Origin of the sequence: Pseudomonas sp. (assembly GCF_030150285.1) — a bacterium.
GTDB lineage: Bacteria > Pseudomonadota > Gammaproteobacteria > Pseudomonadales > Pseudomonadaceae > Aquipseudomonas.
Map to the genome: position 1 here is coordinate 1 of NZ_JASLGE010000075.1, position 26,684 is coordinate 26,684.

Annotated in this window: 21 protein-coding genes; 9 read left to right on the forward strand and 12 right to left on the reverse strand. The window is 59.4% G+C overall.

All coding sequences use genetic code 11. The features are described from left to right. Window positions 1-291: 291 nt before the first annotated feature. The 5 genes from Q1W15_RS16915 to Q1W15_RS16935 all read right to left on the reverse strand — a co-directional run bounded on the left by Q1W15_RS16915 (window position 292) and on the right by Q1W15_RS16935 (window position 3,522). Window positions 292-975, reverse strand: a complete 684-nt coding sequence (locus tag Q1W15_RS16915; protein WP_300730382.1) for a GNAT family N-acetyltransferase — start codon at window positions 973-975, stop codon at window positions 292-294. Next, window positions 975-1,529 (reverse strand): UPF0149 family protein, encoded by a 555-nt coding sequence (locus tag Q1W15_RS16920; RefSeq protein ID WP_300730384.1) that lies wholly within the window; start codon window positions 1,527-1,529, stop codon window positions 975-977. The genes Q1W15_RS16915 and Q1W15_RS16920 overlap by 1 nt, the downstream gene beginning before the upstream one ends. 94 nt (window positions 1,530-1,623) lie before the next feature. After that, the gene (locus Q1W15_RS16925) at window positions 1,624-1,971 is read right to left on the reverse strand and encodes a hypothetical protein (RefSeq protein WP_300730385.1); all 348 of its coding nucleotides are present in this window, start codon (window positions 1,969-1,971) and stop codon (window positions 1,624-1,626) included. A gap of 124 nt (window positions 1,972-2,095) precedes the next feature. Further along, the gene (locus tag Q1W15_RS16930) at window positions 2,096-2,497 is read right to left on the reverse strand and encodes a hypothetical protein (RefSeq protein ID WP_300730387.1); all 402 of its coding nucleotides are present in this window, start codon (window positions 2,495-2,497) and stop codon (window positions 2,096-2,098) included. 59 nt (window positions 2,498-2,556) lie between these two features. Next, a complete protein-coding gene (locus tag Q1W15_RS16935) occupies window positions 2,557-3,522 on the reverse strand; it encodes a threonine dehydratase (protein WP_300730389.1) in 966 nt (321 codons plus the stop codon). Between the two features lie 85 nt (window positions 3,523-3,607). Between Q1W15_RS16935 and Q1W15_RS16940 the strand changes: the two genes are divergently transcribed. Both Q1W15_RS16940 and Q1W15_RS16945 read left to right on the forward strand, forming a co-directional pair. Then, complete coding sequence (locus tag Q1W15_RS16940) at window positions 3,608-4,987, forward strand: PLP-dependent aminotransferase family protein (RefSeq protein WP_300730391.1); 1,380 nt, start codon at window positions 3,608-3,610, stop codon at window positions 4,985-4,987. Next, window positions 4,980-5,204 carry a hypothetical protein gene (locus Q1W15_RS16945; protein ID WP_300730392.1) on the forward strand — a complete coding sequence of 75 codons (225 nt, stop codon included), beginning with the start codon at window positions 4,980-4,982 and terminating at the stop codon, window positions 5,202-5,204. The genes Q1W15_RS16940 and Q1W15_RS16945 overlap by 8 nt, the downstream gene beginning before the upstream one ends. 87 nt (window positions 5,205-5,291) lie before the next feature. Here the strand turns inward: Q1W15_RS16945 and Q1W15_RS16950 are convergent, their stop codons facing one another. Further along, window positions 5,292-5,633, reverse strand: a complete 342-nt coding sequence (locus Q1W15_RS16950; RefSeq protein WP_300730394.1) for an FKBP-type peptidyl-prolyl cis-trans isomerase — start codon at window positions 5,631-5,633, stop codon at window positions 5,292-5,294. Window positions 5,634-5,936: 303 nt separating this feature from the next. On the opposite strand from Q1W15_RS16950, the gene Q1W15_RS16955 reads away from it, so the two are divergent. The 4 genes from Q1W15_RS16955 (at window position 5,937) to Q1W15_RS16970 (ending at window position 10,506) form a co-directional block, all read left to right on the forward strand. Next, complete coding sequence (locus tag Q1W15_RS16955; protein WP_300730396.1) at window positions 5,937-8,195, forward strand: TonB-dependent siderophore receptor; 2,259 nt, start codon at window positions 5,937-5,939, stop codon at window positions 8,193-8,195. Window positions 8,196-8,337: 142 nt separating this feature from the next. Next, window positions 8,338-8,628: an iron transporter gene (locus Q1W15_RS16960; protein ID WP_300730398.1), complete on the forward strand. Its 291-nt coding sequence runs from the start codon at window positions 8,338-8,340 to the stop codon at window positions 8,626-8,628. Then, window positions 8,625-10,163, forward strand: coding sequence for a PepSY domain-containing protein (locus Q1W15_RS16965; protein WP_300730400.1), 1,539 nt, complete (start codon window positions 8,625-8,627; stop codon window positions 10,161-10,163). Before Q1W15_RS16960 ends, Q1W15_RS16965 begins: the two co-directional genes overlap by 4 nt. 1 nt (window position 10,164) lies before the next feature. Further along, window positions 10,165-10,506 carry a DUF3325 domain-containing protein gene (locus Q1W15_RS16970; RefSeq protein ID WP_300730402.1) on the forward strand — a complete coding sequence of 114 codons (342 nt, stop codon included), beginning with the start codon at window positions 10,165-10,167 and terminating at the stop codon, window positions 10,504-10,506. Between the two features lie 49 nt (window positions 10,507-10,555). Here the strand turns inward: Q1W15_RS16970 and Q1W15_RS16975 are convergent, their stop codons facing one another. The 3 genes from Q1W15_RS16975 to Q1W15_RS16985 all read right to left on the reverse strand — a co-directional run bounded on the left by Q1W15_RS16975 (window position 10,556) and on the right by Q1W15_RS16985 (window position 12,521). Next, window positions 10,556-11,323 carry an SDR family oxidoreductase gene (locus Q1W15_RS16975; RefSeq protein ID WP_300730404.1) on the reverse strand — a complete coding sequence of 256 codons (768 nt, stop codon included), beginning with the start codon at window positions 11,321-11,323 and terminating at the stop codon, window positions 10,556-10,558. A 117-nt stretch (window positions 11,324-11,440) separates the two neighbouring features. Continuing rightward, window positions 11,441-11,755 (reverse strand): SCP2 sterol-binding domain-containing protein, encoded by a 315-nt coding sequence (locus Q1W15_RS16980; protein ID WP_300730406.1) that lies wholly within the window; start codon window positions 11,753-11,755, stop codon window positions 11,441-11,443. Window positions 11,756-11,810: 55 nt separating this feature from the next. Further along, window positions 11,811-12,521: a histidine phosphatase family protein gene (locus tag Q1W15_RS16985; RefSeq protein WP_300730407.1), complete on the reverse strand. Its 711-nt coding sequence runs from the start codon at window positions 12,519-12,521 to the stop codon at window positions 11,811-11,813. Between the two features lie 204 nt (window positions 12,522-12,725). On the opposite strand from Q1W15_RS16985, the gene sohB reads away from it, so the two are divergent. After that, complete coding sequence (gene sohB / locus Q1W15_RS16990; protein ID WP_300730409.1) at window positions 12,726-13,748, forward strand: protease SohB; 1,023 nt, start codon at window positions 12,726-12,728, stop codon at window positions 13,746-13,748. Between the two features lie 221 nt (window positions 13,749-13,969). After that, window positions 13,970-19,060 (forward strand): NEL-type E3 ubiquitin ligase domain-containing protein, encoded by a 5,091-nt coding sequence (locus Q1W15_RS16995; RefSeq protein WP_300730411.1) that lies wholly within the window; start codon window positions 13,970-13,972, stop codon window positions 19,058-19,060. A 61-nt stretch (window positions 19,061-19,121) separates the two neighbouring features. Here Q1W15_RS16995 and Q1W15_RS17000 read toward each other — a convergent pair whose 3' ends face one another. Further along, window positions 19,122-19,616: a DUF934 domain-containing protein gene (locus Q1W15_RS17000; RefSeq protein ID WP_300730413.1), complete on the reverse strand. Its 495-nt coding sequence runs from the start codon at window positions 19,614-19,616 to the stop codon at window positions 19,122-19,124. Then, window positions 19,600-21,258, reverse strand: coding sequence for a nitrite/sulfite reductase (locus Q1W15_RS17005; RefSeq protein ID WP_300730415.1), 1,659 nt, complete (start codon window positions 21,256-21,258; stop codon window positions 19,600-19,602). The genes Q1W15_RS17000 and Q1W15_RS17005 overlap by 17 nt, the downstream gene beginning before the upstream one ends. Window positions 21,259-21,696: 438 nt before the next feature. Here Q1W15_RS17005 and Q1W15_RS17010 point away from each other — a divergent pair, with 438 nt between their 5' ends. Continuing rightward, the gene (locus Q1W15_RS17010) at window positions 21,697-22,794 is read left to right on the forward strand and encodes an ABC transporter substrate-binding protein (protein WP_300730417.1); all 1,098 of its coding nucleotides are present in this window, start codon (window positions 21,697-21,699) and stop codon (window positions 22,792-22,794) included. A 159-nt stretch (window positions 22,795-22,953) separates the two neighbouring features. On the opposite strand, the gene metH is transcribed toward Q1W15_RS17010, so the two are convergent. Further along, window positions 22,954-26,664, reverse strand: a complete 3,711-nt coding sequence (gene metH, locus Q1W15_RS17015; protein ID WP_300730419.1) for a methionine synthase — start codon at window positions 26,662-26,664, stop codon at window positions 22,954-22,956. Window positions 26,665-26,684: the final 20 nt, after the last annotated feature.

Genomic DNA, 26,684 nt, shown 5'->3' on the forward strand with positions numbered 1-26,684 from the left:
ACAAAAGGAACCAAAAAGGCCTTGCCCCGACGTTCGGCCTTCGCTGCGCTCAGGTTCCCTCGCTCCGGTCCCGCTTCGAGGGCACGCCGAGACGGGCCATCCTTGGCCCGACACGGCTTTCCCGGCATCCATGCCGGTCAACCCTCTACGCAGAACCTGCTCTCGGCCTGCCGAAAAGGGGCTTGTAGATCAAGATCAAGATCAACAGCGCGTGCGGCGTGTGCCGTAGCAGTTGCCTAGCTGGGCGAGGCTACGTCCGATTGCGCAGCGATCGTAAACCCTGAACAACAGCTATTGGCTCAGGCGTTCGGCGACAAAGGCTCTGGCTTTGGCGGTGAGCTGGTCGATCTGGCGGTCGCGTTTTTTCTCGGCGTCGATCATGGCTTTCTTGCCGTGGCGATTGAGCAGGTAGGTGTGGATCTGGCGTACTTCTGTAGAGCTGTACACCGCCGAAACATCCAAGACGCCCATCAACCCGTCGGTGCTGTGGTCGCGGGTGTTCATGACAACCTGCGGGCCACGGGTGCCAAGGACGTGCAGGCCCATGGCTTCAAAATCGGCTACCCTGCGCACGCTGCAGGTCAGTTCGGTGTGCGGATATCGAGCAATCACAGCCTGCAACAGGGCCCGTGTCACGCCCTGGCCGTGATGGCTCGCCCGTTCTGCCATGTAGGCAATACCGCTCGCCTGTGGATCGTCTTTGACCGGCAGGTACAGGACGAAACCCGTGACGGTGTCCGGGGCCTGTTCATCAGTGGCGACAATCAGTTCAACCGCAATCCCTTGGGTACCGCCCAGTGCTTCGAGGTACAGGTGCACTTCGTAGCCGAGGGTGTACTGGTAGATGTTGTACAGCAGGTTGCTGGGCGTGAGGTCCATCATGCTCAGTTCCGTGAGCTGGTCGACCACCATGTGCATTATCTGGCTGTTGATCGGCTCGCTGACCGGCGCATCGAAGTGGGTGAGCACGATCATCAGCGTTGGCTCGACCAGTAGTCATGCAGCGCGCGTGCCGCAGGAGCAATTTCAGACACTTGGTGCTGGTGTGCCGCGATGTCGAGGTCTTCGGGCAGTTCAAAGTTGTCCTGTTCGGCACAATCGGAAATAGCTTGCAAAAGACCGGCCTGAATGGCGGGCAATGTGGGCCAGTTGGCGACAGAAACCCCACGCAGGTAGCCAAAACACCACTCTTCGGCCAGGGTTACGGTGTGGCCATGATGTTCACTGTGTTCGAAGCGCGGTGCGAAGGCTTGGCTGTCCGTGGCCAGTTGCGCGGCCAGGGTATTCATGTGCCTGACGCTCAGTTCAATGAATTGTTTGGCTTCTTCCGGGCTTTGCCACGCTGGGTTCTGGCCGCCCCAGATGGCCGGGAACCACTCGGCGATATCAACGGGTACCGGGCCAGACACCAGCGCGGTGAAATAACCATCCAGCTCGCAGGGGTTGAGCACGCTATGGTCGTCGCCGTACTGGAGCAGGGCGTTTTCGATAAGGTCGAACTCGGCGGCGTTCAGGGGGTGAGGGAGCATGGGGCAGATTCCTTGGCTGGGCAGCTTCGCTTGAAAAATCGCGGAGGATGCCTTTTGGCAGGCGTTTTATCCAGTGCCAATCGCTCCCTGCGACTCAATCGACCTTAACAATAGACTCGACGACAAAGTATTTAAACCCGGCTTTGGCCAGGGCTTTTTTGGCTTCCTGCTCGGCATCGAAACGGCTCAGGGATTTTGAGTCGTGGACGAACGGGGTTTCTTCGCCGTCGAAGACTTTGCTCACTTGCAGCGTGACCCGCAGGATCGGGCCGCGGCGCTTGACCGGCGCGCGCGGGGCCGCCGTTTTCGGGGGGGGCGGGATCGGGGCCGGAGCCACAACGGGGGCCGGTGCAGCAGGTTGCAGGTGAGGGGTCGCGGGGGGCGTTGGCATGTCAAGGCCGAGCGCTCTGCGCATTTCGTCCTCGGTGAATCCGGAGCTCATGTTTAGACTCTGATTGGTGAGAAAGACGGGCTTATAGTGCAGTGTAGCTGCACAGGCAAGTGATTTTTTTCTGAGTTGCGGAAATGATCCGTTTTCAGTGTTAAACAGGCGATTTGAGGCACGCTCAGGTACCTCTCAACAAGTCGTGTTCGTCCAACAGTTTGTAGGCTATTTCCGGGTGTTTTGTCATAGCTCGACGGATTGCAGCAGGGATGTCTTTGCGAGTTTTTCTGCACAGGCCTGGTTGCTCCGCCAATTGAATGTCTATACCACGCGCGGAGCGCACTTCATTAAAGCCGGGTTCGATGGACACCTGAATGCCCAATTGGTCGTACATTCGGCGTTGCAGGTGTTCCAGCTGGCTCAGGGTCTGCACGTTTTCCAAGCGTTCCAGCAACTCTTTTTCTGCCAGGCGGGTCAGCTTCAGAATACGCAGGTCGGTCTCGCTAGCCCCCAACAACTGTTCGCGTTTGCAGTTGCAAACGCCGGGAGGGCAGGGCTGGCGAAGGGCAGGGCTCGGGGTCATTGATTGAGCATAGCCACCTGAGCGGGTTTTGCCGAGTGTCGCCAACGGATGCCCCTGGCTCAGCCCTCTGACGCTTGACCGAGCAGGCTGGCGTACAGGTGCCGATCGATATTGGCCCCGCTCAGGATCACCGCGACCCGTCGCTTTTGTTGCAGGCCCTGTTCCTTGATCAACCCCGCCAGTGCCGCCGCCCCAGCACCTTCAGCCGTGTTGTGGGTGGTTTCATGGTACACGCGCATGGCGTGGGCAATGTCGGCGTCTGACACACGAATCACCCGAGCTGCGCCGTTGGCAATGATTGCTAGCGCGTCGGGCAAGGGCTGGCGACAGGCAAGACCATCGGCAAACGTGTGGGCGCTGTCCGTGTGGACCACGCGACCTTGCTCGACGCTCTGGGCGAAGGCATCGGCATGGGAGGACACCACGCCGACAATGTCGGTGCTCAAGCCCAGCAGGTCACGGGTCTGGATCAGCCCGCAAATACCCGAGCCCATGCCGATGGGCACGTACACGGTGTCGAGTTCGGTCACGGCTTCGAACAGCTCCAGCGCATACGTGGCCACGCCGCGAATCAAGTCGGGGTGGAAGGCCGGCACCAGATGCCAGCCTTGGGCCTGAGCCTGTTGCGCGGCGTGGCTGCGGGCTTCATCGAAGTCTTTGCCATGCTCGATCACCGTGGCTCCCAAGGCGCGCATGGCGGCATTTTTTTCCAGCGAATTGCCTTCAGGGACCACGATCTGCAGGCGCATGCCACAGTGGCGGGCGGCCAGTGCCAAGCTTTGGCCATGATTGCCACGGGTGGCTGTTACCAGCCCTTGGGTGTCCGGTTCGCGTTGCAGCAAGCCCTGCACATAAAGCAACCCGCCGCGCACTTTAAAAGCCCCGGTGGGGTTGTGGTTCTCGTGTTTGACCCACACGGCGCACCCCAAGCGTTCGGCCAGGACGGGCCAGGCCAGTTGCGGGGTCGGGGTGAGCGTTTGGTACACGGTTGAGGCCGCCGAGCGAAGCGCGTTCAAGTCAAACATGGCACACCGTCATCAAGGGATTTGACGCGATTCTAAGCACGAAGCATTGTATGGGCCGACCCTTATATTGCATGGCCGACAATAAATGTGGACTCCCACCCTGACGGATTCCGAGCAACCGCGCTACGTGGCGTTGGTGGATGCGATTGCCCGGGCTATCGCTTGTGGCGAACTGAAACCCGGCGAACGCTTGCCGCCGCAACGCCGGCTGGCCTGGGCGCTGGGCTGGAACCCCAGCACCACGATGCAGGCCTACCGTGAAGCGGCGCGCCGGCATCTGGTCGCGGGCGAGGTGGGGCGTGGCACCTACGTGCTGGCCGGTAGCCAGGAAGCCACATTGTTCAAGTTGCAGCAGGTCGACGAACTACCCGCCCGGCTTGACCTGCGTACCAACGTGCCGGCCGTGGATCATGCCGCGCCCGGCGATGCCCGTGCCTTGTCGTGGCTGCTCGACACCGGGCAGGCGGTGCGCTTGCAGGGGTACTTGAGCGCGGCGGACCTGTTACTGGCGCGTGCCCACGGGGCCGACTGGGTTAAACGCCGCGGGCTGCCTGTGCCGATCGAACATGTCATGTTGTGCACCGGGGCCCAGCAAGGGTTGTTTACGGCCTTGCTGTCATTGTGCCAGGCGGGTGAGCCGGTGCTGGTTGAGGCTTACACCGCGCCGGGTATCAAGGCGGCCTGCGCGCAACTGCGCTTGCCCCTGCACGCTGTTACCCTTGACCAGCAAGGCATGGTGCCTGAGGACTTTGACCGCATGATTCGGGCGACGGGTGCTCGGCTTGCCATCCTCACACCGACCCTGCAAAACCCGACGTCGGCCGTGATGGGGCTGGCCCGCCAGCAGGCGATTGCACAGGTCGCCCACCGTCACGGGGTGCGGGTGATTGAGGATGACGTGTACGGTGCGCTGACCGACAACCCGCCGTTGTGCGCGTTGCTGGGGGACTTGGGCGTGCTGGTGAGCAGCTTGTCCAAAACCGTTGCCGCCGGTGTGCGGGTGGGCTGGATTGTGGCCAGCCCGCAGGTGTTGGCGCGTATCGATCCGCAGGCGCAATCGGCGCATTGGGGGGTGTCACCGTTATGCGTGGCCATTGCCAGTCAATGGCTCGCAGACGGCACGGCTGAGCAGCGCCTCGCCTGGCAAACGGCAGAGGTGTCACGGCGTTGGCGACTGGCCAAAAAATACCTGGGGCACATGATGTATCAAACCACCACCCCCTCGCCGCATATCTGGCTGACCGCCGCCCGCCGCGATATGTCCTTGGCTCAGGCCTGCCGTGAGGCGGGTGTCGATGTTGTGCCGTCTGATGTGTTTGCGGTCAAGCCCGGAGCCACCGACGCGGTACGCATCAGCCTCACGGCGGCCCCCAGTGCGCAGGCTTTAAACAGGGCACTTCAACGCATCGCGACGACTACGGGTACTCTGTGCGATTTTCACCTCCAGCGAGATCCCCATGCGTAGAGAAATCGGTTATTGGCACCGTGAAGGCCGCGAGTTGTTTTATTACCTGGAATTCAGGCCCGAAACCGCCGAGTTCTACCTGACCTGCGAACACCGCCCGCGCGAGGGTGAAGGCAGCGTGCGCTCGGTGCTGCTCAGTGAAGCCCGGGGTGAGCGTTATTACGAAGATGCCCTGTTGATCATCAAGGAGGAGTTGTTCAGGCAGTACACGGTGTAAGGGATAGGCGCGATCGATAACGCTGTGGCGATAAGGCGAGTAAAGCGTAAGATTAATCGATTCAGCTTTCGCTAACCTTGCGTGATCTCAATCGTCGCGCGTCAGTACTTCCAGCAGTTCGATTTCAAACCGCAGGTTTGAATGGGGCGTGATGTGCGCGCCCATGCTTCTGTCGCCATAGGCCAAATGCGCGGGCACCTGGAGAACGCGCTTACCGCCGACCTGCATACCCATCAGCCCAATGTCCCAGCCCTTGATAACGCGCCCCGTGCCAATCACACACTGGAAGGGCTTACCGCGCTGGAATGAGGAGTCAAACACCGTGCCGTCGTCCAGCCAGCCGGTGTAGTGGGTGGTGATCAAGGCACCTTTGACCACCGCTTTACCGCTACCGGGCAACAGGTCGGTGATGTGCAGTTCATCATGCATGGGGGGGTACTCAAAAAAATGAGAGGGCTTAACGCGTTGGGTCGGCGTTTTCTCAATTTGTAGGCCTTTTGGCAATATATTTGAGCGTTTTTCGTCAGAAAAGGCTCTAAATCACAGTCCTTGCTCCCAATCTAAACATGTCTATTTCGCATTTGGCCTTTACTCTTATCTGAGAATGATTACTATTGGCGCTCTCGCAGCGCCAGGCAGAGCTTTCACGATACGCCCCACGGGCCGCCGTGTGCCTGATTTTCCAGCCCTTGGCCTGCTCGGCATCATTCACAGTTAAGGGAACAACTGGACATGTCGTCTAGATTTAAACGCAGTCAATTTTCACTGGTTTTTGCTGCTGCACTGGCTTCACCTTCGTTGCAGGCCGATGTCCTGGAACGCGATCGCGATGAGGTTCAGGTGGAGTCTACCGACCTGCCGGTCGACGGTACGCGCCAGGCGCTACAGCTTGAAGAAACCCGTGTGTTGGGCACGGCAGCTCAGGCGTTGAAGCAGGCACCGGGGGTGTCGATCATCACCGCCGAAGACATCAAAAAACGCCCGCCGGCCAATGACCTGTCTGAAATCATCCGCCGCGAACCGGGTGTCAACCTGACGGGTAACAGTTCCAGCGGCGCTCGCGGTAATAACCGGCAAATCGACTTGCGTGGCATGGGCCCGGAAAACACCCTGATCCTGATTGATGGCAAGCCGTCGTCCTCGCGCAACGCCCAGCGTTACGGCTGGAGCGGTGACCGTGACACGCGGGGTGAAACCAACTGGGTGCCGGCCGAGGAGGTCGAGCGTATTGAAATTCTGCGTGGCCCGGCCGCAGCCCGTTACGGGTCAGGTGCCATGGGCGGGGTGGTCAACATCATCACCAAGCGCCCAACGGACAAACTCAGCGGCTCGTTGACCGCGTATTACCTGTCGCCGGAAGACGACGCCGAAGGCATCAGCAAACGCACCAACTTCAACCTCAGCGGGCCGATCACGGATGATCTGGTGTTTCGCGTGTACGGCGGCCTGAGCAAAACCGACGCCGACGATGCAAGCATCAACACCGCCGAGCAGGCGTCCGCAGATGGCCTGGTCGCGGGCCGCGAGGGCGTGCGCAACAAAGACATCAATGGCTTGCTCAGTTGGCAGTTCACCCCTGAGCAGTCACTGGACCTGGAAGCCAGCTACAGCCGCCAGGGTAATATTTTTGCCGGTGACACCATGCTCAACAGCGGCGGTGACTTTGTTAACCGCCTGTATGGCAAGGAAACCAGCGTATTGCAGCGCAGCACCTTCTCGGCCACCCACAAGGGCTCGTTTGACTGGGGCTCGACCAGCGCCTCGCTGACGCATGACCTGACTCGCAATGCCCGCCTTAACGAAGGTTTGGCGGGCAGCGGTGAGGGCGCGCCGAATGAGGCGGCCGGGTCATTCGAGTCGCGGCTGCGCAACACCCGCGCCACGGGCGAGGTGAACCTGCCGCTCACCCTGGGCACCGCACAGGTGCTGACCTTGGGCGGCGAATACCTGTACGAGTCGTTGAACGATCCGGGTTCGTTGCGTGCACAAACCTGGGATCCGGGTGCAGGTGGCATCCCGAGCCTTGAGGGCACCGACCGTACCCAGACCAAATCCACGGCCAACAGCTACGCGTTCTACGTGGAAGACAACATCGAAGCGGGTGCCGACACCATCATCACGCCGGGCGTACGCTTTGATCACCACGATAAGTTTGGTGGCAACTGGAGCCCAAGCCTGAACGCGTCGCACCAGATCACCGACGCGTTGAGCATCAAGGGGGGCATCGCACGGGCTTACAAAACCCCGAACCTGTACCAGTCCAACCCCAACTACCTGCTCTACAGCCGCGGTGCCGGTTGCAGCTCGGTTGAGGTGAACATCGGCGGCTGCTACCTGGTGGGTAACCCGGACCTGAAACCGGAAATCAGCATCAACAAAGAGATTGGCCTGGCGTTCGACAAGGGCAACTGGCGCACCAGCGGTACTTATTTTCGCAACGACTACGAGAACAAGATCAATGCCAGCAACCAGGCGGCCTTCCGCTTGCCTGACGGTCGCCGCGTGTTGCAGTGGGAAAACAGTGGCAAGGCCGTGGTACAGGGGGTTGAAGGCAACCTGTTTGTCAGCCTCAGCCAGGACCTGGACTGGAACACTAACCTGACCTACATGATTGAAAGTAAAGACAAGAAAACCGGCGAGCCATTGAGTATCATTCCCAAGTACACCCTGAACACAATGCTGGACTGGTACGCCACCGAGCAGTTGTCACTTCAGGTCAGCGGCACGTATTACGGCAAGCAGACACCGCCTGAACACAACCTGCGTGCGAACCGGCCGCTGGAAAAAAGCGTGCAGCAACCGGTCGATCCCTACGGGATCGTGGGCTTGAGTGGTGGGTATGAATTCACCAAACACCTGAGCGTGCGGGTAGGCATCAACAACCTGTTCGACAAGCAGCTGTACCGCAAGGGCAACTCGGATGAGGCGGGCGCGCAAACTTATAACGAGTCGGGCCGTGCTTACTTTGCGTCGGTGACGACGTCGTTCTGATTAACCGTCTGCCTTCAGGCTGAGCGTGTGTCAGCCAAGGCGTATACAGGCGTGGCACCCGGGGAGACGGGGCCGCGCCGTTGTCACATCTGCCGACGGTAAAAAAACGGCGGGCAGAACCGTGCAATGAAGGAATGCATACATGAAATACGGATCTACGGCCTGGGTGCCGATCCTGTCCCGCACCGTGGCAGCCTTGGTGGGTGGTTATGGGTTTACCTACGCGTTCACGGCAGCGCTGGCCCGGTTGTTGCCGCTGGATGATGTTGACTCGCTGATCGTGTCCAGCCTGTTGTCCTTTGTGGTCTACACCTTCGCCATTCTGTGGGCGTTTGCCGCTCGCAACCAGGCCCGTGCCTGGATGGGCGCGGTGCTGGCCGTGCCCTTGGCGATGATCGGCTTTTGGCCGCAACTGCTGGAGCGCCTGGGATGAAACAGACACTGACCCAATCCATGGCATGGCTGCACACCTGGGGCGGTTTGATCGTGGGCTGGCTGCTGTTCGTGATTTTCCTGACCGGCACACTGGCGGTGTTCGATAAAGAAATCGACACCTGGATGCACCCCGAACTGCCTGCCCGAATCATCAGTAATGAACAGGCGGTTGAGCATGGGCTGGCTTACCTTCGCGAACACGAAGCGGGGGCCAAACAATGGGGCATTCGCTTTCCCTATGAGCGCTCGCCTGAACTGCAGGCCTCGACGGGCGGGCGACGTGACGGTGTCTCGGTGACGCTCGACCCCAATACCGGGGAAGCATTGCCCGTGCGCGAGACGGTCGGCGGGCGGTTCTTCTTCCTGTTTCACTTCACCTTGCACATGCCGCGCATGATCGGCATCTACCTGGTGGGTGCTCTGGCTATGGGCATGCTGGCCGCGCTGGTCAGCGGCATCGTGATTCATAAAAAGTTTTTCAAGGAGTTCTTCACTTTCAGGCCTGCCAAGGGCCAGCGCTCCTGGCTGGACGCCCACAACGCCAGTGCTGTGCTGTTGTTGCCGTTCCACTTGATGATTACGTACACGGGGCTGGCGATATTTTTGCTGATCTACATGCCGGCGGCCATGGACGCGCTGTTCGAAGGCGACCGTGAGGCGTACTTCAAAGCACAGGACGCGACGCCGGCCGCCCTTGTAGTGAAACGGCCTGCCAGCGTGGAACCGGCCGCCATGGTGGCGTTGGCTCCGCTGCTGGCCCAGGCCCGTGAGGTGATGGGGCCACTGAGCGGTATCGGTATCACGAACCCCGGCAAGAGCAATGCCGAAATCCAGGTGAGGTCGATCCTGGGGAATCGGATCGCGCTTACCAAGGGGCAGAACATGCGTTTTGACGGGGTTACCGGCGAACTGTTGTCCGGGCCGGGCGAGACGCGTGCCAGCGTGCTCACGCATCAGGTGGTCTCCGGCTTGCACTTTGCTCAGTTCGGCGGTTACCCGATGCGTTGGTTGTACTTTATCTGCGGTTTGATCAGCAGCGCCATGATTGCCAGCGGGCTGGTGCTGTTCACCGTCAAGCGTCGACGCAAGTACGCCAGTGAAGGCCGCGTGGCCCATGCACTGTATCGGCTGGTGGAAGCCATCAACATCACGGTTATCGCGGGGGTCAGCCTGGCGTGTATCAGCTTGCTGTGGGGCAATCACCTGTTGCCGGTCGGCATGGCTGAGCGGGCAGGTGCCGAGCTGGACGTGTTTTTTGGGGTGTGGGCGTTGAGCCTGCTGCATGCGTTGGTGAGGCCGCGAATGCACGCCTGGCGCGAACAATTGGGCCTGGCCGGGGTGATGTGCCTGACCTTACCGCTGTTGAGTCTGTTGACGGTGGATCAGCAGTGGGCTTTGCCCGCGCGTGCGGGCCTTGAGCTGGTGTCGGTGGCGCTCGGTGCCGGGTTGTTGTGGATGAGCTGGAAAGTCTCGCAGCCTGCGGTGGAACGTGCACCGCGCAAAAAAGCGGCCGGCCTGGCCGAGGTGAATTGACATGCTGGGACATTTCTTTGCAGCCTGGGCGTTCGCCTATCTGGGCATGCTTGCGCTGTGCCAAGGCCTGGAGCGGCATTACAAACAAGTGTGGAAAACCGTTCCCTCGACCCGCTTGCGCCGCTTGCTTCGTGCCGCAGGCTGGGGCTGCCTGGCGCTGAGTTTCTGGTTTTGCGGGCAAGCGTGGGGCTGGGCGATGGGGCCGGTAGGCTGGTTTGGCCTGCTATCGATGAGCGGCTTCGGCCTGCTGATGCTGTTGCCTTACCGGCCACGGTTGGCGGTGTGGTTGCCGCTGGGTTTCGTTCCGGTGTGGGCGGTGGTCGAAACACTGGCCGTGGGTTAACGCTCGCCCGGCCCGCGACGGTTGCCCCCTCGCAGGTCGGGCGGGTGAATCAGGACAAGAAGCCCCCGTCCACATTCAAGGACACGCCGGTGGTGTAGCTGGACGCATCACTGGCCAGGTACAGCACGGCACCGGCCATTTCCTCAGGGTTGGCCACGCGCTTGAGCGGGATGTGCTGCAAGGCCGTTTTCAAAATGGCGTCATTCTTGACCAGTGCCGAGGCGAATTGGGTATCGGTGAGGCCAGGGAGCAGGGCGTTGCAGCGAATACCAAACGGCGCGCACTCCTTGGCGAACACCTTGGTCATATTGATGACGGCGGCTTTGGTGATCGAATAGATGCCCTGAAACACGCCGGGCGACACGCCATTGATCGAAGCAACATTGATAATGCTGCCGCCGGTGCCCTCGCGCATTAACTTGCCGGCTTCGACCGACATAAAGAAATACCCGCGAATATTCACGTCGACGGTTTTCTGGAAGGCGCCGAGGTCAGTGTCCAGCACGCTGCCAAACTGCGGGTTGGTGGCGGCGTTGTTGACCAGAATATCGAGGCGGCCGAACTTGTCGCGGATTTGCGCAAAGGTGCGGGTAATGTGCTCCATTTCACCGATGTGGCAGGCCATGGCACTCGCCTGCCCGCCGGCTGCAATAATCGCATCGGCCACCGGCTGGCAGCGCTCCAGCGTGCGGCTGGAGACAATGACGTGTGCGCCCTGTTGGGCCAGCAAGGTGGCAATGGCCGCACCGATACCGCGACTGGCACCGGACACAAAGGCAATTTTTCCGTCAAGGTCGAACAGATGAGTCTTGGACATGGGCGTTCCTTGGGGGCTGGAATCAGAGGCCGGGCTGGCGCATCACCTCAGTGAGCCTGATGGCGCACGCAAAAAAAACCGAAGCGCGCAGGCTTCGGTTTTTACGACGTGGCGGGCTTACGCCGGGAACAGGTCGCTCAGTTTCATGGCCAGCATCATGTCGCCTTCAGCGCGCAGTTTGCCGCCCATGAACGCTTGCATGCCGTCGGTTTCGCCGCTGACGATGCCTTCCAGGGTTTCACCGTCCATGACCAGGGTCACTTGTGCGTCCGGGTTCTCGCCTTCTTTGAGCTCGCAGGTGCTGTCCTTGACGATCAGCGAGAAGTGTTTGTCTTCATCAATGCGGAAACCGAAGACCAAGTCCAGGCCGGCAGCAGCGGCGGGGTTGAATTTGGCTTTCATTGCTTGAACGGCATCAGCTACAGAAGTCATGGTTCGATCCTTTTGAGGTAGTGGACGGCGGCGCTAAAGCCGCGGTTGCCGACGCTCAACGATAAGTGATGAGTGACGGCGTCTTCAACAGTTGCAAGTGCGTAACACTGTTGAAGGAAGCCAGGGTGGCCTCGCGGCCCTGAAACTGGAGTTGGCTGAGCGAGGTATTAGCAATGTGCCAGGTCAGCTTGAAGGCTTCGCTGGCGGGTATCCGGGTGAGTAGGTGGAGCAGGGCGGTCAAGGTGCCGCCGGAGGTAAACACGGCAATGGTTTGGTGGTCGCGGGCCTGCTCCAGTAGCTGATCGAGGCCGCCTTGCACGCGTTCGACAAAGGCCAGCCAGCTCTCCAGTTCAGGGGTGTCGAACTGGCCGCTTAGCCAGCGGGCGACGATCAGGTCGAAGATGCGCTGGAACTCGGCCGGCGCGTGTACGGCGTTGTTGAGCGCTGCCAGCGCCAACGGTTCGTCTGGCAACAGGCCCGGCAGCAGGGCGCGCAGCACGCCGAACGCATCGAATTCATTAAAGGCCGGGTCAATGTCCAGTGAGGGAACCGGCAGCCCGGCGGCCTTGAATTGCTGCAGAGCGTGCTCGGCGGTATCTCGCTGGCGGATCAGGTCGCCTGAGACGCAACGGTCCAGGCGCAGGCCGAGGTCGACCAGGTGCTGGCCGATGATTTGCGCCTGACGCACGCCCATGGGCGACAACTGGTCGTAGTTGTCGGCACCGAAGGAGGCTTGGCCATGTCGTATCAAATAGATGCTGCCCACGTCCGCGTCGTCCCGGTACGTTGAAGTCAGGCGAGGTTAGGAGGATGCCGGTAACCTGTCAATAAAAAAACATACGCTTGTTTGAATTCCTGGAAAGGCCATTATTCAAGGTGTTTCCCGGCTGGCAGGGGCCTGTTGGCGTCGGTATGCTGAACGCCGATACGCGGCCCGACCCGAGGGCTGCGAGTGCTTTAAGGAGCGTCTGTGGAATTTCTTGCCGATTACGCCGGTTTTTTGGCCAAGACCGTGACCCTGGTGGTCGCCATTGTGGTGGTGCTTGTGACCCTTGCGGCTTTACGGGGCAAAGGGCGTCGCCGCACCGCCGGCCAGTTGCAGGTCAGCAAGCTCAATGACTTTTACAAGGGGCTGCGCGAACGTCTGGAACAGTCGCTGCTGACCAAGGCCCAACTCAAGGCCCTGCGCAAGCAGGTGGGTAAAGCCGATAAAAAACTGAAAAAGCAGCCTGAGGACAAGCCACGCGTGTTCGTACTGGACTTCGACGGTGACATCAAGGCGTCGGCCACTGAGAGCCTGCGCCATGAAATCACCGCGCTGCTGACCCTGGCCACCCCGGCCGATGAAGTGGTGCTGCGCCTGGAAAGCGGTGGCGGCATGGTGCACAGCTACGGCCTGGCGTCGTCACAGCTGGCGCGAATTCGCCAAGCGGGCATTCCGCTCACCATCTGCATCGATAAAGTCGCCGCCAGTGGCGGTTACATGATGGCGTGCATTGGCCAGAAAATTATCAGTTCGCCCTTTGCCATCCTGGGGTCAATTGGCGTGGTGGCGCAGTTGCCCAACGTTCATCGCCTGCTCAAAAAACATGACGTGGACTATGAAGTCCTGACCGCTGGCGAGTACAAACGCACCTTGACCGTGTTTGGCGAAAACACCGAGAAAGGCCGCGAGAAGTTCCAGCAGGACCTGGATATTACTCATCAACTGTTCAAGAACTTTGTCGCGCAGTACCGCCCGCAACTGGCGATTGATGAAGTGGCCACCGGTGAAGTCTGGCTCGGTGTGGCGGCGGTTGAAAAACAGCTGGTCGATGAGCTGAAAACCAGCGACGAGTACCTGTCGGAGCGTGCCCAGCAGGCCAACCTGTACCACCTGCATTACGCGCAACGCAAAAGCCTGCAAGAACGTGTAGGTCTTGCGGCCAGCCACTCGGCTGAAAAAGTGGTGGATTCGCTGTGGAGTCGCCTGACGCAGCAACGTTTCTGGTAATTGCGCCGTCCCTGTCGTGATTGAACGATCGCGACAGGGAACCGGTGTTTAGTGGAGCACAATGCTTCGCTAATGCCTAAACAAATAAAGTGCGGTAATTATTGCTGTTATCTCATTGGCTTATTGTTTGATCGTGGGTAAGTTTGATCAAGTATTTGGCGATATGGTGCCGCCTCTCTGCGTATAAGCTAACGGTATCTTCTATACGTTAGGCGTCAGTGATGTCAGAACTTATTAGCCGTGTTCCTTCTGTAGAACAACACTCGGTTGCGAGCCCCTCAGAGCAACTGAGTCATACCGTCGTTGAAAATCAATACAGCCAGTTTATAGAACCGCTATTGTCTCCCTGGTTTAGAAATTCCCCTTCGGAGTTGCGCCAGGCACTGCGTGATGCCATGCATCATAGTCTTGAGGCGCAGCGGTCCGTTGCAGCGCTCATGGCCCGGTTAACGCCCATTGAAACATTTGCCGAGCCTTTGTTGCTCGCGGCGTTGTCTGAGCAGGGCTGGTCGCAGCTTAACTGCCGGCAGCACGGGCTCAAACAGGTCAATTTGCTCAGTAAGAACCTGCTGTTTTTGGCCCAGCAACATATTAATCTGGCCGACTCGCTGGTGCGGTGGCTGTGGCCAGCCCCTTGGGTGCCGGCGTCATTTGAGTTGAACCTTGTGACCAGCACCACGCGCAGCAGCCTGCTGGAAGCGGCGCTGCAGAACTTCGAGGCCACTGAAGAACAGGGCTTTGATGCGGGCTCCTGCATCTATCAGGTACTGGACGATGAGGAGGTCATCCAGCCCGGTGTCACGCCGCAAGGCTTTGCCCGAATCTGCCGGCAACTTAATCTGGGTGAACAATATCAAAGCCATCTAAGTTCAGTGTTTGAACCAGATAGTGTACAGGCACCTGAGGCGCAGGGTTTTTCGCAGACAGAGCAAGTCAGCGCACTGTTTAGTGTCAGTAAGCGTTACGATTTTTTGTGTTCGGTGCACATGGATTTTATGCAGCGTTATATACGCCCGGACAGCTATCTTTTTCTTAAAAGTTTGTTTGATGCCTCGGGTGCACTGATCGCGAAACCTGACCTTACACACAGCACACTTAAGATCATGGAGTTTGAATTGCCGGGTGTGGTTGTGTTCTGGCCTCAAGGCTTGCCGGCGGGCGATGTACAGCGCTGTATTGTGTATTTGCCGCACTCTCCGGAACAGTCGCTGCATGAGTTTGCCACCTTTGATCTGTTCAAACACACGTTGCGAGAGTGGCTAAAGTCGCCGCTGTGGGTGACTTACTTTTTAAACCTGTCGCCCTTGCGCTATCGTGCCGAGTTCAAGCGTCGTATCGATGGACGCAACGTCACTTGGGACTCGCTGTTGTTGGTGCGCTCGCCGGTGATTACTGAGCCGGCGCTCTTCGCCGTCACGCAGGCTGTGGCGCAGGCCGCTGATCCGTTTCGGGTGGCCTGGGCATTGCAATTGGCCCGGCTCAAGGATGATGCGCGCTTGTTGGTAGTCCCGACCGCTGACGAAGACAGTAAGAGCCGCCAGGCTCGCCAGGCCACTTACCTGAATACGGGCTTGAGCCTGATGACCCTGGCACTGGGCTTTGTGCCGGTGCTGGGGGAGGTCTTACTGGCGGCCAGCGTGGTTGAGTTGGGCGTAGATGTGTACAACGGCATAAAAGCCTGGCAACACAATGACCGCGTGGCAGCCCTTGGCTATCTGTTCGACGTGGCTGAAAGCGCTGCCCTGGCGGGCGCTACGGCCGGGGCCGTAAAGGCCTTGAAAGCGCAGCCCGTGGTCGATGCGCTTGAGCCGGTCAAGCTGGCGAACGGCCAGGCCCGCTTGTGGAAGCCTGACCTGATGGCGTATCAACACCCCCGCACGCGGGTAGCGGGTCTGAAGCCCGATGCCCAGGGTATTTATAGTGTCGATACCCGCCAGTACCTCTTGCTGGACGATGCCGTGTATTCACTGAAAATGGCGCCCGGGGCTCGGGAAGGCGTCATTGAACACCCCTCAGACCCTCAGGCTTATACCCCAGTGGTGCAGCATAATGGCCAGGGCACCTGGGTCCATGAAGCCGACATGCCTGGCCAGTGGTCGCGCCTGCGGTTGTTCAAACGCCTCGGGTATCAGGTGCAGGGTATTGACGACACGGTGGCTGAGGCCATTCTTGCGCTCACGGACACCCGAGAGCCCATGCTGCGTACGCTGTACAGGGATAATCTGGGTGTGCCTCCCTTGCTGGCCAATACCTTGAGCCGGGTACGTGCCAGTGAGTATCTCACTGGCTTTATCGCCCGTATGACCCAGGCTTCCGGCCATGTGGCCGAAGACGCCCAATTGCAACTGCAACTGTTGCCGCAGTTGCCCGGCTGGCCACCTCATAAGGTGGTGCGCCTGTTGAGCAACCAAGGTGCCTTGATCAAGGAGTATGGCCAGAACCTGAGCACGCCCGGCGGCCGGGTGCAAGTGACCCAGGCGCAAGTGGATCGGGGGGACTTGCTCAGCACGCTGCTGGAATGCCTGTCCACAGAGCAGATAGAGGGCATGCTGGGGTCGGTGGGCAGTGACAGTGCGCAACGCGTGCAGGCGCTTAAACAGCTTTTGGGCTCCTTTGCACGTGACCATGTGCTGCCGACAATCGAGCGGCTGACGCTTGATCTCGCCCCTAAAACGGCACTGCAGTTAAACCTTGAAAGGCAATTTCCGAGCTTGCCCCCCGGGGTGACGGCAGAGCTGGCCGCGCACATGACGCCACCGGAACTTGAACGGTTTTCCGATGATCAGCGTTTACCGTTGCGCGTGCTTGAAGAGGCCCGCAGTTACGTGCAAGTGGTGCGGCTGAACAGAGCGTTGGAGGGGCTTTTTTTCAGCGAATTGAGCAGCGCCGACAGTCAGCGTCTGGCGTTTCATACCTTGCCCTCCTTGTCGGGATGGCCCAGCAATGTTCGGTTTGTACTGCTGGATAAGGCCACAGGCTTGGAACTGGACAGCATCGGAGCGCAAACGGCACCCCTTCGGCGTGAGGTGTTCAAGCGCGCAGACGGCTATGAGTACTACGTGACTTCTCGCCAACAGACGCTCACCAGCCCCGGTGTTCTAGCCTGTGTCCATGAAGCGTTGACGCCACTTGAACGGGACGATTTGGGTCTGGGCAGTGAGGGTTCTCTTGCGGTACTTAGCCAGCGGGTAGCGGCCAGTGCTGCGCAACAGCGCGCGCATTCAGCGCAACAGTTGGGGCTGCACACGATAAAACCCTGGTTCAAATCACCCATGCGGTTGGCGGATGGGCGCTTGGGTTACACCCTTGGAGGGCGATCGAGTCATCACGTCGATGTGCGTCAGACGGTCTTGCTCAAAGATCGGGTGGCTGAGCTGTATCCGCAGTTGACCGAGGCCCAGATTGGCCAGTTTTTACTGCGTTTGCGCGTTGAGCCGGGGCCTGCCGTTCAAGCATTGGCCCAATTGAAAAGCGAGCTCAAAACCTTGCGTGTGCAGCTGGCGGCCTGGGTGCGTTCGGACGTCTGGACGCAACCGCCTCGGGGCGCGCGCGTGCTGTTATCGGAGCAGGCCAAGCGCGGTATCAGCCTGACCCTGATACGTGCCTGGCGGCGGCAAAGCCGCAGTGTGCAGGGTGCCGAGCACACGGGGTATGAGCTGGATCTCAACGCTTGGCCCGTGGACGGGTTACCCGTGTTGACGGCAAATTTCTCGCATATCACGGCGTTGAAAATGGCAAACGCGCAGAGTGCCGTGATTCCCTCTCACTTTCTGATGCTGTTTAAACAGTTACGGACGCTCTCATTAAGAAGTATGCAATTGAGGCAGTTGCCTGCCGAGCTGTCTTCGATGACGCATCTGCTTGAGCTGGACTTGCAGGACAATCGAATCATTCTGGATGCGCCGTCGCTCTCGACCCTCGCGGGGCTTACCCGCCTGGAGTCGCTGAACCTGAACGGCAGCCCGTTGGCGCAGAGGGTTCAGGTCGGCCGCATGACCAGGCTCAAACACCTGTATTTGCGTTATACCGGTGCCACAGGCTGGCCGGAAGGGGTCGAAGCGCTGTCGAATCTTGAAACCCTCGACCTGCGTGACAACCAAATCCGCACCCTGCCTGCCGGGCTCTTGACTGAAGAACGCGCGCGACTGAACCGGGTAACGCATTTACACGATAACCCGCTGACGGCTACCGCGATTCGGCAGCTTGAAGTGTACCGGCGCGATCACGGCATTGACCTGGGCATACGCCCTCAGCGCGAGCACACCTCGCGCGGACGCGGTATTCACAACTGGGCTCCAGAACCCACCGACGTGCAGCGCAAGCTCTGGCGTAGCCTGTATGAAGCACACAATTCGGTCGATTTTTTTCGGGTGCTTGAAGACATGAGTGTGTCACCTCAGTTTGCTCAAACCCGGGACAATTTGACGCAACGGGTCTGGGATCTGATGCAGGCCCTCCACGACAACACGGAGTTGCGCAGGCGCCTGTTCGCTGTAGCTAGCCATGAGCGGGCATGCGTGGATGGCATTGCCATGATTTTTTCCGATATGGAGTTGAGCCATAAGGTGTATGTCGCGGAGAAATCGGCGGCCACGGAGGCGCAACTGTTGAAACTGGCACGCGGGATGTTTCGAATGGATCGGCTTGATCAGTATGTGCAAGGGTTAGTGGATGCCAAAATCGCGCAGATCATGGCTGAGCAAGCCGGGTATGTTGAGGAACTGCAACGCATGGTGGACCTGGCTGGGCTTGAGGTTGAGGCTGTCGCCGGTATGGAGGCTGTAGAGCAGCAGGGCGTGGCGTATCGCCTGGGCTCTCCTCGTGCTTTACGGTTGGCGCAGTTGCTGAGCCCGCTGGCCTTGCAGTCCCGGATCAACCAGGTGGAACCCCTGGAGGTACAAATGTACTTTCATGTCCAATTGGCCGATGACCTGGAGTTGCCAGCGCGCCCGTCGAGCATGCACTACAGCCATATTATCGAGGTGACGCAGACGCAATTGGAGGCCGCGAAGGCCTTTGCGCTGGAGAATGACGACACGCCCGCGATGATGGCGTCGATCGAGAAACAGGGCTTCTGGGAGGCGTTTCTGGAGAAAAAATACCCGATGGACTTTTCCCGGGTGGTGCTGTCGCCCGAGCAGCGCATGGACGAACTCTATACGCGACGCGAAGGGCTGAGCAGCGCGGACTTTTTGACACAAAGCCAGCAGATCAGTCAGCGGCGTGACCAAAGCCGGGCCGAGCTGATCACTCGGTTGACGCGCGAGGAGGTGCAGGAGCATCCGTTCGCCAAACCCCCTGCCTCTCGTTAGCGGGCAGGGCGAGCGCGCCCCGAGGCTGCCAATGGGCAGTTCCCGGGGCGGCAAGCAGCTATTAGCGGCGGCGGAACAGCGGGTTAGGCTCGTCCGTCGAGGCTTGATAGGTCACGCTGAAGTCTTTCAAGCCTTCCAGCGCTTCGTAAGGGTCTTTGTCGGCGCGGATGGCAAATGCATCGAAGCCACAGCGCTGCAGGTAGAACAACTGATCGCGCAGAATATCTCCCACGGCCCGCAGTTCACCCTTGTAGCCATAACGATCACGCAACAGGCGAGCGTTGGAATAGCTGCGACCATCGGTGAACGCCGGGAAGTTCAGGGCAATAACCTGAAAGTGTTCTACGTCGGGGCCGATTTCTTCTGCCTCTTCATCGCTGTCCAGCCACACGCCCAGGCCGCCATCGCGGGCTTTGAGGGCGTGGCCATGCTCACGCCACAAGGCCAGTGGAACGATCAGGTCGTCACAGTTGGAAATGCCGTCGAAGCTCGCGTCCTTTGGCAGGAAATGCCAGGTTTCGTCGATGACTTCGTTATTTTTAATGATTCGCTGCATAGACGCGCTCCTTGAAGGGATCGATGCCAATACGTTGGTAGGTGTCGATAAAACGCTCGTCTTCGTTGCGTTTTTCAACGTACACGTCGATCAGCTTTTCAATCACATCCGGCATATCGTCCTGAGCAAACGACGGGCCGAGGATTTTGCCCAGGCTAGCGTCACGGCTGGCGCTGCCACCCAGCGACACCTGATAGAACTCGGCACCTTTTTTGTCGACACCCAGGATGCCGATGTGGCCCACGTGGTGGTGACCGCAGGCATTCATGCAGCCCGAAATGTTCAGGTCCAGCTCGCCGATGTCGAACAGGTAATCCAGGTCTTCAAAGCGGCGCTGGATCGATTCGGCAATCGGGATCGACTTGGCGTTGGCCAGCGAGCAGAAGTCGCCGCCAGGGCAGCAGATCATGTCGGTCAGCAGGCCGATGTTCGGGGTGGCGAAGCCTTGCTCGCGCAGAGCGCCCCACAGGGTGAACAACTGGCTTTCTTCGACGTCGGCCAGAATGATGTTCTGTTCGTGGGAGGTGCGCAGTTGGCCGAAGCTGTACTGGTCAGCCAGGTCGGCAATGCCGTCCCACTGTTTGTCGGTCACATCGCCCGGCGCTACGCCAGTCGGTTTCAACGACAAAGTGATAGCGACGTAGCCCGGTTTCTTGTGGGCCAACGTATTGCGGGCGCGCCAACGGGCGAAGCCCGGGTGTTGTTTGTCCAGTTCAGCCAGTTCGGCGCTGAAGTCAGGCAAGACTTTATAGTCCGGGTCGACGAAATGCTTGGCGATACGTTGCACTTCGGCTTCGGTCAGGGTGGTCGAGCCACCACGCAGGTGAACCATCTCGGCTTCAACGCGCTCGGCGAAGACTTCAGGTGTCAGGGCCTTGACCAGAATTTTGATCCGCGCCTTGTACTTGTTGTCCCGGCGGCCATAGCGGTTGTAAACCCGCAGGATGGATTCCAGGTAGCTGAGCAGGTCTTGCCACGGCAGGAACTCATTGATGAACGCGCCGATCACCGGCGTACGGCCCAAGCCACCACCGACCAGCACGCGGAAGCCCAACTCACCGGCCTCGTTAAACACAGGCTCCAGGCCAATGTCGTGCACTTCAATCGCTGCGCGGTCTGACGCCGAACCGTTGATCGCAATTTTGAACTTGCGTGGCAAGTAGGCGAATTCCGGGTGGAAGGTGGTCCACTGACGAACAATCTCACACCACGGGCGCGAATCGATCAGCTCATCGGCAGCAACGCCGGCGAACTGGTCGGTCGTCACGTTCCGCAGGCAGTTGCCGCTGGTCTGAATGGCGTGCATTTGCACGGTCGCCAACTCTTCCAGGATATCCGGTACGTCTTCCAGTGCAGGCCAGTTGAACTGAACGTTCTGGCGAGTACTGATGTGGGCGTAACCCTTGTCATAGTCGCGGGCGATTTTTGCCATCATTCGCGCTTGCCGCGACGTCAATTGGCCATAAGGCACAGCGACGCGCAGCATCGGGGCAAAGCGTTGGACATAAAGGCCATTTTGCAGGCGTAGGGGGCGGAACTCTTCTTCGCTCAGCTCCCCTGCCAGATAGCGTCGGGTTTGATCCCGGAACTGCTTGACGCGGTCCTCGATGATCCGCTGATCGTACTCGTCGTATACGTACATATAGGTCCTGTTCTCAGGCTGCTAACAGCTTGTCTGCGCGCACGGCCGCGCACTCCCCACGGAGTGGGGCACGATACCAGTTTGTAGTTATGCGCAAAAGTCATGTTTGGGCATATGCAAAGAACCAAAACGCCTATAAGCGCCTGATGCGCAATGCCTTACTTGTAAGAAGGGTATTACTGGGCTTAACTCCACTGAAGTCTTCAAGCATTCACCCATAAACCCAAAAAAAGGCGATGCGATGAGTACTCCAGCGAAAGTGCGTAAAAATCCGGGCAAGGTTGATGCGTGGGCCATTGTCTTTCTGGTCATCCTGGTGGTGGCCGCCGCGGTATTTTGGAGCAACCACACGTAGCTCTACGGCTTTAGTCCAGTCTGTCGTCGCCCTGATCAGCGTAATGGTATTGTGCCTGTAATACTCGCCAGGGACCGGTGCCAATGCTCAAGTTTTTTTGCCAGTTCGTCTTGATGGCGTGCCTGCCGTTCTCTGGTGCGGTGCACGCTGCCAAGGTGCTATTTCTCAACCCCGGCAAAGCCAACGAAACATTCTGGGTCAGCTATTCGCAGTTTATGCAGACAGCGGCCAATGAGCTGGGCCTGGAGTTGCAGATCCAATACGGTCAGCGCATCCCGGAGCGGTCAATCATGCAGGCGCGTGAAGCCCTTCAAGGGCCTGATCGGCCTGACTATCTGGTGTTTACCAATGAGCAGTACATCGCCCCGCAGATTCTGCGCCTGTCTCAGGGCAGCGGGGTCAAGCTGTTTATCGTCAACAACCCCCTGAGCTCTGAGCAGGCCAGCAGGATAGGGGCACAGGCGGCGAAAGTTTCCGGCCTGATTGGCAGCATGGCCACCAATGACGAGGAGGGTGGTTACCTGATGCTCAAGGAGCTGCTACGTCAGCATGGCCCGCTCAAGCCGGATCAAACCCTTGGTTTGCTGGCGTTCTCCGGGGTTAAAAACACCCCGGCGTCTATCCTGCGGGAAAAGGGCATGCAAAGGGCATTGAAGGAGCACCCGCAGGTACGCTTGCGGCAAAAGGTCTACGGTCAATGGAGTCAGCAGCGGGCCTACGATCAGGCGTTACAGTTGTTCAAGCGTTATCCCGGCACGAAGCTGGTGTGGGCGGCCAATGATGAGATGGCGTTCGGGGCAATGCGTGCAGCGAGCGAGACGGGGCGGATCCCGGGCCGTGATGTGTTGTTCAGTGCAGTCAACAGTTCAATCCCGGCCCTTGAAGCAAGGATGGACGGGCGACTGAGTGCATTGGTGGCCGGGCACTTTACATTGGGCGGTTGGGCGATGGTGCTGCTCAGTGATGACAGCAAGGGCATTGATACGGCGCGTTATGGCGGGCGGGACCGGCTCGTGCCGGTGTTGCAGTTAATTGAACCGGAGCAGGCCGGGCATTTGCTGCAAGCTGCTCATCAGAACGGCATCCCGCTGACGTTTGCCGACTACTCGGCGCAGGGTAAACCGCCCAGTTACCGCTACCCCTTCTCAATCCAAACGGTGCTGCAGGCACTGGCACCGTAGAGACCAGGCCTTGCGATCGCTGCGCAATCGTAAGACCTGCGTCAGCGACTACATCTGTAGTCGTTGACGAGCCATGCGAGGCTACGTCCGGCGCCGAAGGCGTCGTGAAGCCAGGCAGGAACACCGCTGACAACGGCTACAGGTGTGCGGCTCCGGGGTTTAGTTGTCGTACCCCAGGTTCGGGGCCAGCCAGCGTTCGGTCACGTTCAGGTCTTGGCCTTTACGGGCGGTGTAGCTGTCGATCTGGTCCTTGTCGACTTTGCCTACCGCAAAGTACTGCGCCTGAGGGTGCGCAAAGTACCAACCGCTGACCGCTGCCGCCGGGAACATGGCGTAGTGCTCGGTCAGGAACACGCCGCTTTTACCCGCCCGCATTTCTTGCGCTTCAGGGTCCAGCAATGTGAACAGCGTGGCCTTTTCGGTGTGATCCGGGCAAGCCGGGTAGCCTGGTGCCGGGCGAATACCGCTGTATTGTTCCTTGATCAGTTCTTCGTTACCCAACTGCTCGTCCTTGGCGTATCCCCAGTATTGGGTACGTACCTGCTGGTGCAGCCATTCGGCACAGGCTTCGGCCAGGCGGTCTGCCAGGGCCTTGACCATGATCGAGTTGTAGTCGTCGCCCGCGTCCTGGTATGCCTTGGCCACTTCTTCGGCACCAATGCCGGCGGTGGTGATGAACCCGCCCACATAGTCGGTGATGCCGCTGTCTTTGGGGGCGACAAAGTCGGCCAGCGAGAAATTCGGCTTGCCGTCGGTTTTGATGATTTGCTGGCGCAAGTGATGCAGTTTGGCGATGGGCTGGCCATCGTCACCGTACAGTTCCAGGTCGTCATCGTTGACCTGATTGGCCGGCCAGAAGCCGAAGACGGCACGGGCGCTGATGAGTTTTTCATCGATGAGTTTGTTGAGCATTTCCTGTGCATCGGCATACAGCGCGGTGGCAGCTTCACCGACCACTTCGTCCGTGAGAATGCGCGGGAATTTGCCGGCCAGGTCCCAGGAGATAAAGAACGGCGTCCAGTCGATGTACTCGGCCAGCACTTTCAGGTCGATATTGTCCAGTACCTTGGCACCGGTAAACGTCGGCACGACCGGCGTGTAAGCGGCCCAGTCGAACTGTGGTTTCTTGGCAATGGATGCGGCGTAGCTCAGGCGCTCGGTACGTGCGCTGCGGTTGGCAGTGCGCTCGCGTACGTCGACGTACTCGGCGCGGGTTTTTTCCACAAAGCCGGCCTTGAGTTCCTTGGACAGCAACTGCGTGGCCACGCCCACCGCACGGGATGCATCGGTGACGTAAATCACCGCGTCGTTCTGGTACTTGGGTTCGATCTTGACTGCCGTGTGCGCTTTGGACGTGGTGGCACCGCCGATCATCAGCGGCAGGTGGCAGTCCTGACGCTGCATCTCGCGCGCGACGTGCACCATTTCATCCAGCGACGGGGTGATCAGCCCGGACAGGCCGATGATGTCGCACTTCTGCTCTTTGGCCACCTGCAGAATTTTCTCGGCAGGCACCATCACGCCCAAGTCCACAATGTCGTAGCCGTTACAGCCCAGCACCACGCCCACAATGTTTTTGCCGATGTCGTGCACGTCGCCCTTCACCGTGGCCATCAGGATCTTGCCCTTGGCCTCGGGCTTGTCGCCTTTTTCCAGCTCGATAAACGGAATCAGGTGGGCCACGGCCTGCTTCATCACGCGGGCGGATTTAACCACCTGCGGCAGGAACATTTTGCCCGCGCCAAACAGGTCACCGACGATGTTCATGCCCGACATCAGCGGGCCTTCGATCACCTCGATGGGGCGGGCGAAGGACAGGCGCGACGCTTCAGTGTCTTCGACGATATGGGTGGTGATGCCCTTGACCAGCGCATGTTCAAGGCGCTTGTTCACAGGCCAGCCGCGCCACTCTTCGGTTTCGGCTTCCTTGACACTGCCGTCGCCCTTGTACTTGTCGGCAATGGCCAGCAGGTTGTCGGTGGCGTCCGGGGTGCGGTTGAGCACCACGTCTTCCACCGCATCGCGCAGTTCGGTCGGGATCTGGTCGTAGATCTCCAACTGGCCAGCGTTGACGATACCCATGGTCAGGCCGTTGCGGATCGCATACAGCAGGAACACCGAGTGAATCGCCTCGCGCACCGGGTTGTTGCCACGGAACGAGAAGGACACGTTGGACACGCCGCCCGAGGTCAGGGCATACGGCAGTTCGTCGCGGATGTAGGCACAGGCATTGATGAAGTCCACGGCGTAGTTGTTGTGTTCTTCGATGCCGGTGGCCACGGCAAAAATGTTCGGGTCGAAGATGATATCTTCCGGCGGAAAACCGACGTCATTGACCAGGATGTCGTAGGAGCGCTTGCAGATTTCCTTTTTGCGCGCCTCGGTGTCGGCCTGGCCCGTTTCGTCGAACGCCATCACCACCACCGCAGCGCCATAGCGTTTGCACAACTTGGCGTGGTGGATAAATTGCTCGACGCCTTCTTTCATGCTGATCGAGTTGACAATCCCTTTACCCTGAATGCACTTGAGGCCGGCTTCAATCACTTCCCACTTGGAGGAGTCGATCATGATGGGCACGCGGGAGATGTCCGGCTCGCCGGCAATCAGGTTGAGGAAGGTGACCATCGCCTTCTTCGAGTCCAGCATGCCTTCGTCCATGTTGATGTCGATGATTTGCGCACCGGCTTCAACTTGTTGCAGGGCCACTTCCAGGGCTTCGGTGTAGTTGTCTTCGCGGATCAGCCGGGCGAAGCGGGCGGAGCCTGTGATGTTCGTACGTTCGCCGACGTTGACGAACAATGAGCTGCGATCAATGGTGAACGGCTCAAGGCCCGACAGACGGCAAGCCTTGGGAATGTCCGGGATCTGGCGCGGCGCGTAACCGGCCACGGCATGGGCGATAGCCTGGATATGGCCCGGCGTGGTGCCGCAGCAACCGCCCACGATGTTCAGGAAGCCGCTTTGGGCAAATTCTTCGATGACCTTGGCGGTCTCGGCCGGCAATTCGTCGTACTCGCCAAATTCGTTGGGCAGGCCGGCGTTCGGGTGCGCCGACACATAGGTGCCGGCCTTGTTCGAGAGTTCTTCAAGGTACGGACGCAGGTCGCTGGCACCCAGTGCGCAGTTCAAGCCCACCGAAATCGGCTTGGCATGGCTGACCGAGTTCCAGAACGCTTCAGTGGTCTGGCCCGACAGGGTCCGGCCCGAGGCATCGGTGATGGTGCCGGAGATCATGATGGGCAATTCGACGCCCAGCTCTTCGAACACGCCCTGAACGGCGAAAATGGCCGCTTTGGCGTTGAGGGTGTCGAAAATGGTTTCGATCAGGATCAGGTCGGCGCCGCCTTCGATCAGGCCACGGGTGGCTTCGGTGTAGTTTTCCACCAGTTCATCGAAGGTGACGTTGCGATAGCCGGGGTTGTTGACGTCGGGCGACAGCGAGCAGGTACGGCTGGTCGGGCCCAGAACGCCGGCCACAAAACGCGGCTTGTCCGGGGTTTCGAGGGTCTTGGCGTCTGCGACTTTGCGTGCAAGGCGTGCGCCTTCGACGTTTAGCTCGTAGGCCAGTGCCTGCATGCCGTAGTCGGCCTGGGACACCTGAGTGGCGTTGAACGTGTTGGTTTCGAGGATGTCGGCACCGGCATCCAGGTAGGCTTTCTCAATGGAGCCAATTACATCCGGGCGCGTGATGACCAGCAGGTCGTTATTGCCCTTGACGTCGCTCGGCCAGTCGGCAAAGCGTGTGCCACGATAGTCGTGTTCCTCTAGACGGTAGCTTTGGATCATAGTGCCCATGCCGCCATCGAGAATCAGAATGCGCTCTTTAAGGGCTTGCTGAAGTGCTTGGAGACGAGCGCTGCGGTCGGACATAGGACTACCTGTTTAGAGCC

Bases quoted from the DNA above. Each gene is read 5' to 3' on its own strand.
- Q1W15_RS16915 (WP_300730382.1), bottom strand. From the start codon at position 975: ATGATCGTGCTCACCCACTTCGATGCGCCGGTCAGCGAGCCGATCAAC.
- Q1W15_RS16920 (WP_300730384.1), bottom strand. From the start codon at position 1,529: ATGCTCCCTCACCCCCTGAACGCCGCCGAGTTCGACCTTATCGAAAAC.
- Q1W15_RS16925 (WP_300730385.1), bottom strand. From the start codon at position 1,971: ATGAGCTCCGGATTCACCGAGGACGAAATGCGCAGAGCGCTCGGCCTT.
- Q1W15_RS16930 (WP_300730387.1), bottom strand. From the start codon at position 2,497: ATGACCCCGAGCCCTGCCCTTCGCCAGCCCTGCCCTCCCGGCGTTTGC.
- Q1W15_RS16935 (WP_300730389.1), bottom strand. From the start codon at position 3,522: ATGTTTGACTTGAACGCGCTTCGCTCGGCGGCCTCAACCGTGTACCAA.
- Q1W15_RS16940 (WP_300730391.1), top strand. From the start codon at position 3,608: ATGTGGACTCCCACCCTGACGGATTCCGAGCAACCGCGCTACGTGGCG.
- Q1W15_RS16945 (WP_300730392.1), top strand. From the start codon at position 4,980: ATGCGTAGAGAAATCGGTTATTGGCACCGTGAAGGCCGCGAGTTGTTT.
- Q1W15_RS16950 (WP_300730394.1), bottom strand. From the start codon at position 5,633: ATGCATGATGAACTGCACATCACCGACCTGTTGCCCGGTAGCGGTAAA.
- Q1W15_RS16955 (WP_300730396.1), top strand. From the start codon at position 5,937: ATGTCGTCTAGATTTAAACGCAGTCAATTTTCACTGGTTTTTGCTGCT.
- Q1W15_RS16960 (WP_300730398.1), top strand. From the start codon at position 8,338: ATGAAATACGGATCTACGGCCTGGGTGCCGATCCTGTCCCGCACCGTG.
- Q1W15_RS16965 (WP_300730400.1), top strand. From the start codon at position 8,625: ATGAAACAGACACTGACCCAATCCATGGCATGGCTGCACACCTGGGGC.
- Q1W15_RS16970 (WP_300730402.1), top strand. From the start codon at position 10,165: ATGCTGGGACATTTCTTTGCAGCCTGGGCGTTCGCCTATCTGGGCATG.
- Q1W15_RS16975 (WP_300730404.1), bottom strand. From the start codon at position 11,323: ATGTCCAAGACTCATCTGTTCGACCTTGACGGAAAAATTGCCTTTGTG.
- Q1W15_RS16980 (WP_300730406.1), bottom strand. From the start codon at position 11,755: ATGACTTCTGTAGCTGATGCCGTTCAAGCAATGAAAGCCAAATTCAAC.
- Q1W15_RS16995 (WP_300730411.1), top strand. From the start codon at position 13,970: ATGTCAGAACTTATTAGCCGTGTTCCTTCTGTAGAACAACACTCGGTT.
- Q1W15_RS17000 (WP_300730413.1), bottom strand. From the start codon at position 19,616: ATGCAGCGAATCATTAAAAATAACGAAGTCATCGACGAAACCTGGCAT.
- Q1W15_RS17005 (WP_300730415.1), bottom strand. From the start codon at position 21,258: ATGTACGTATACGACGAGTACGATCAGCGGATCATCGAGGACCGCGTC.
- Q1W15_RS17010 (WP_300730417.1), top strand. From the start codon at position 21,697: ATGCTCAAGTTTTTTTGCCAGTTCGTCTTGATGGCGTGCCTGCCGTTC.
- metH (WP_300730419.1), bottom strand. From the start codon at position 26,664: ATGTCCGACCGCAGCGCTCGTCTCCAAGCACTTCAGCAAGCCCTTAAA.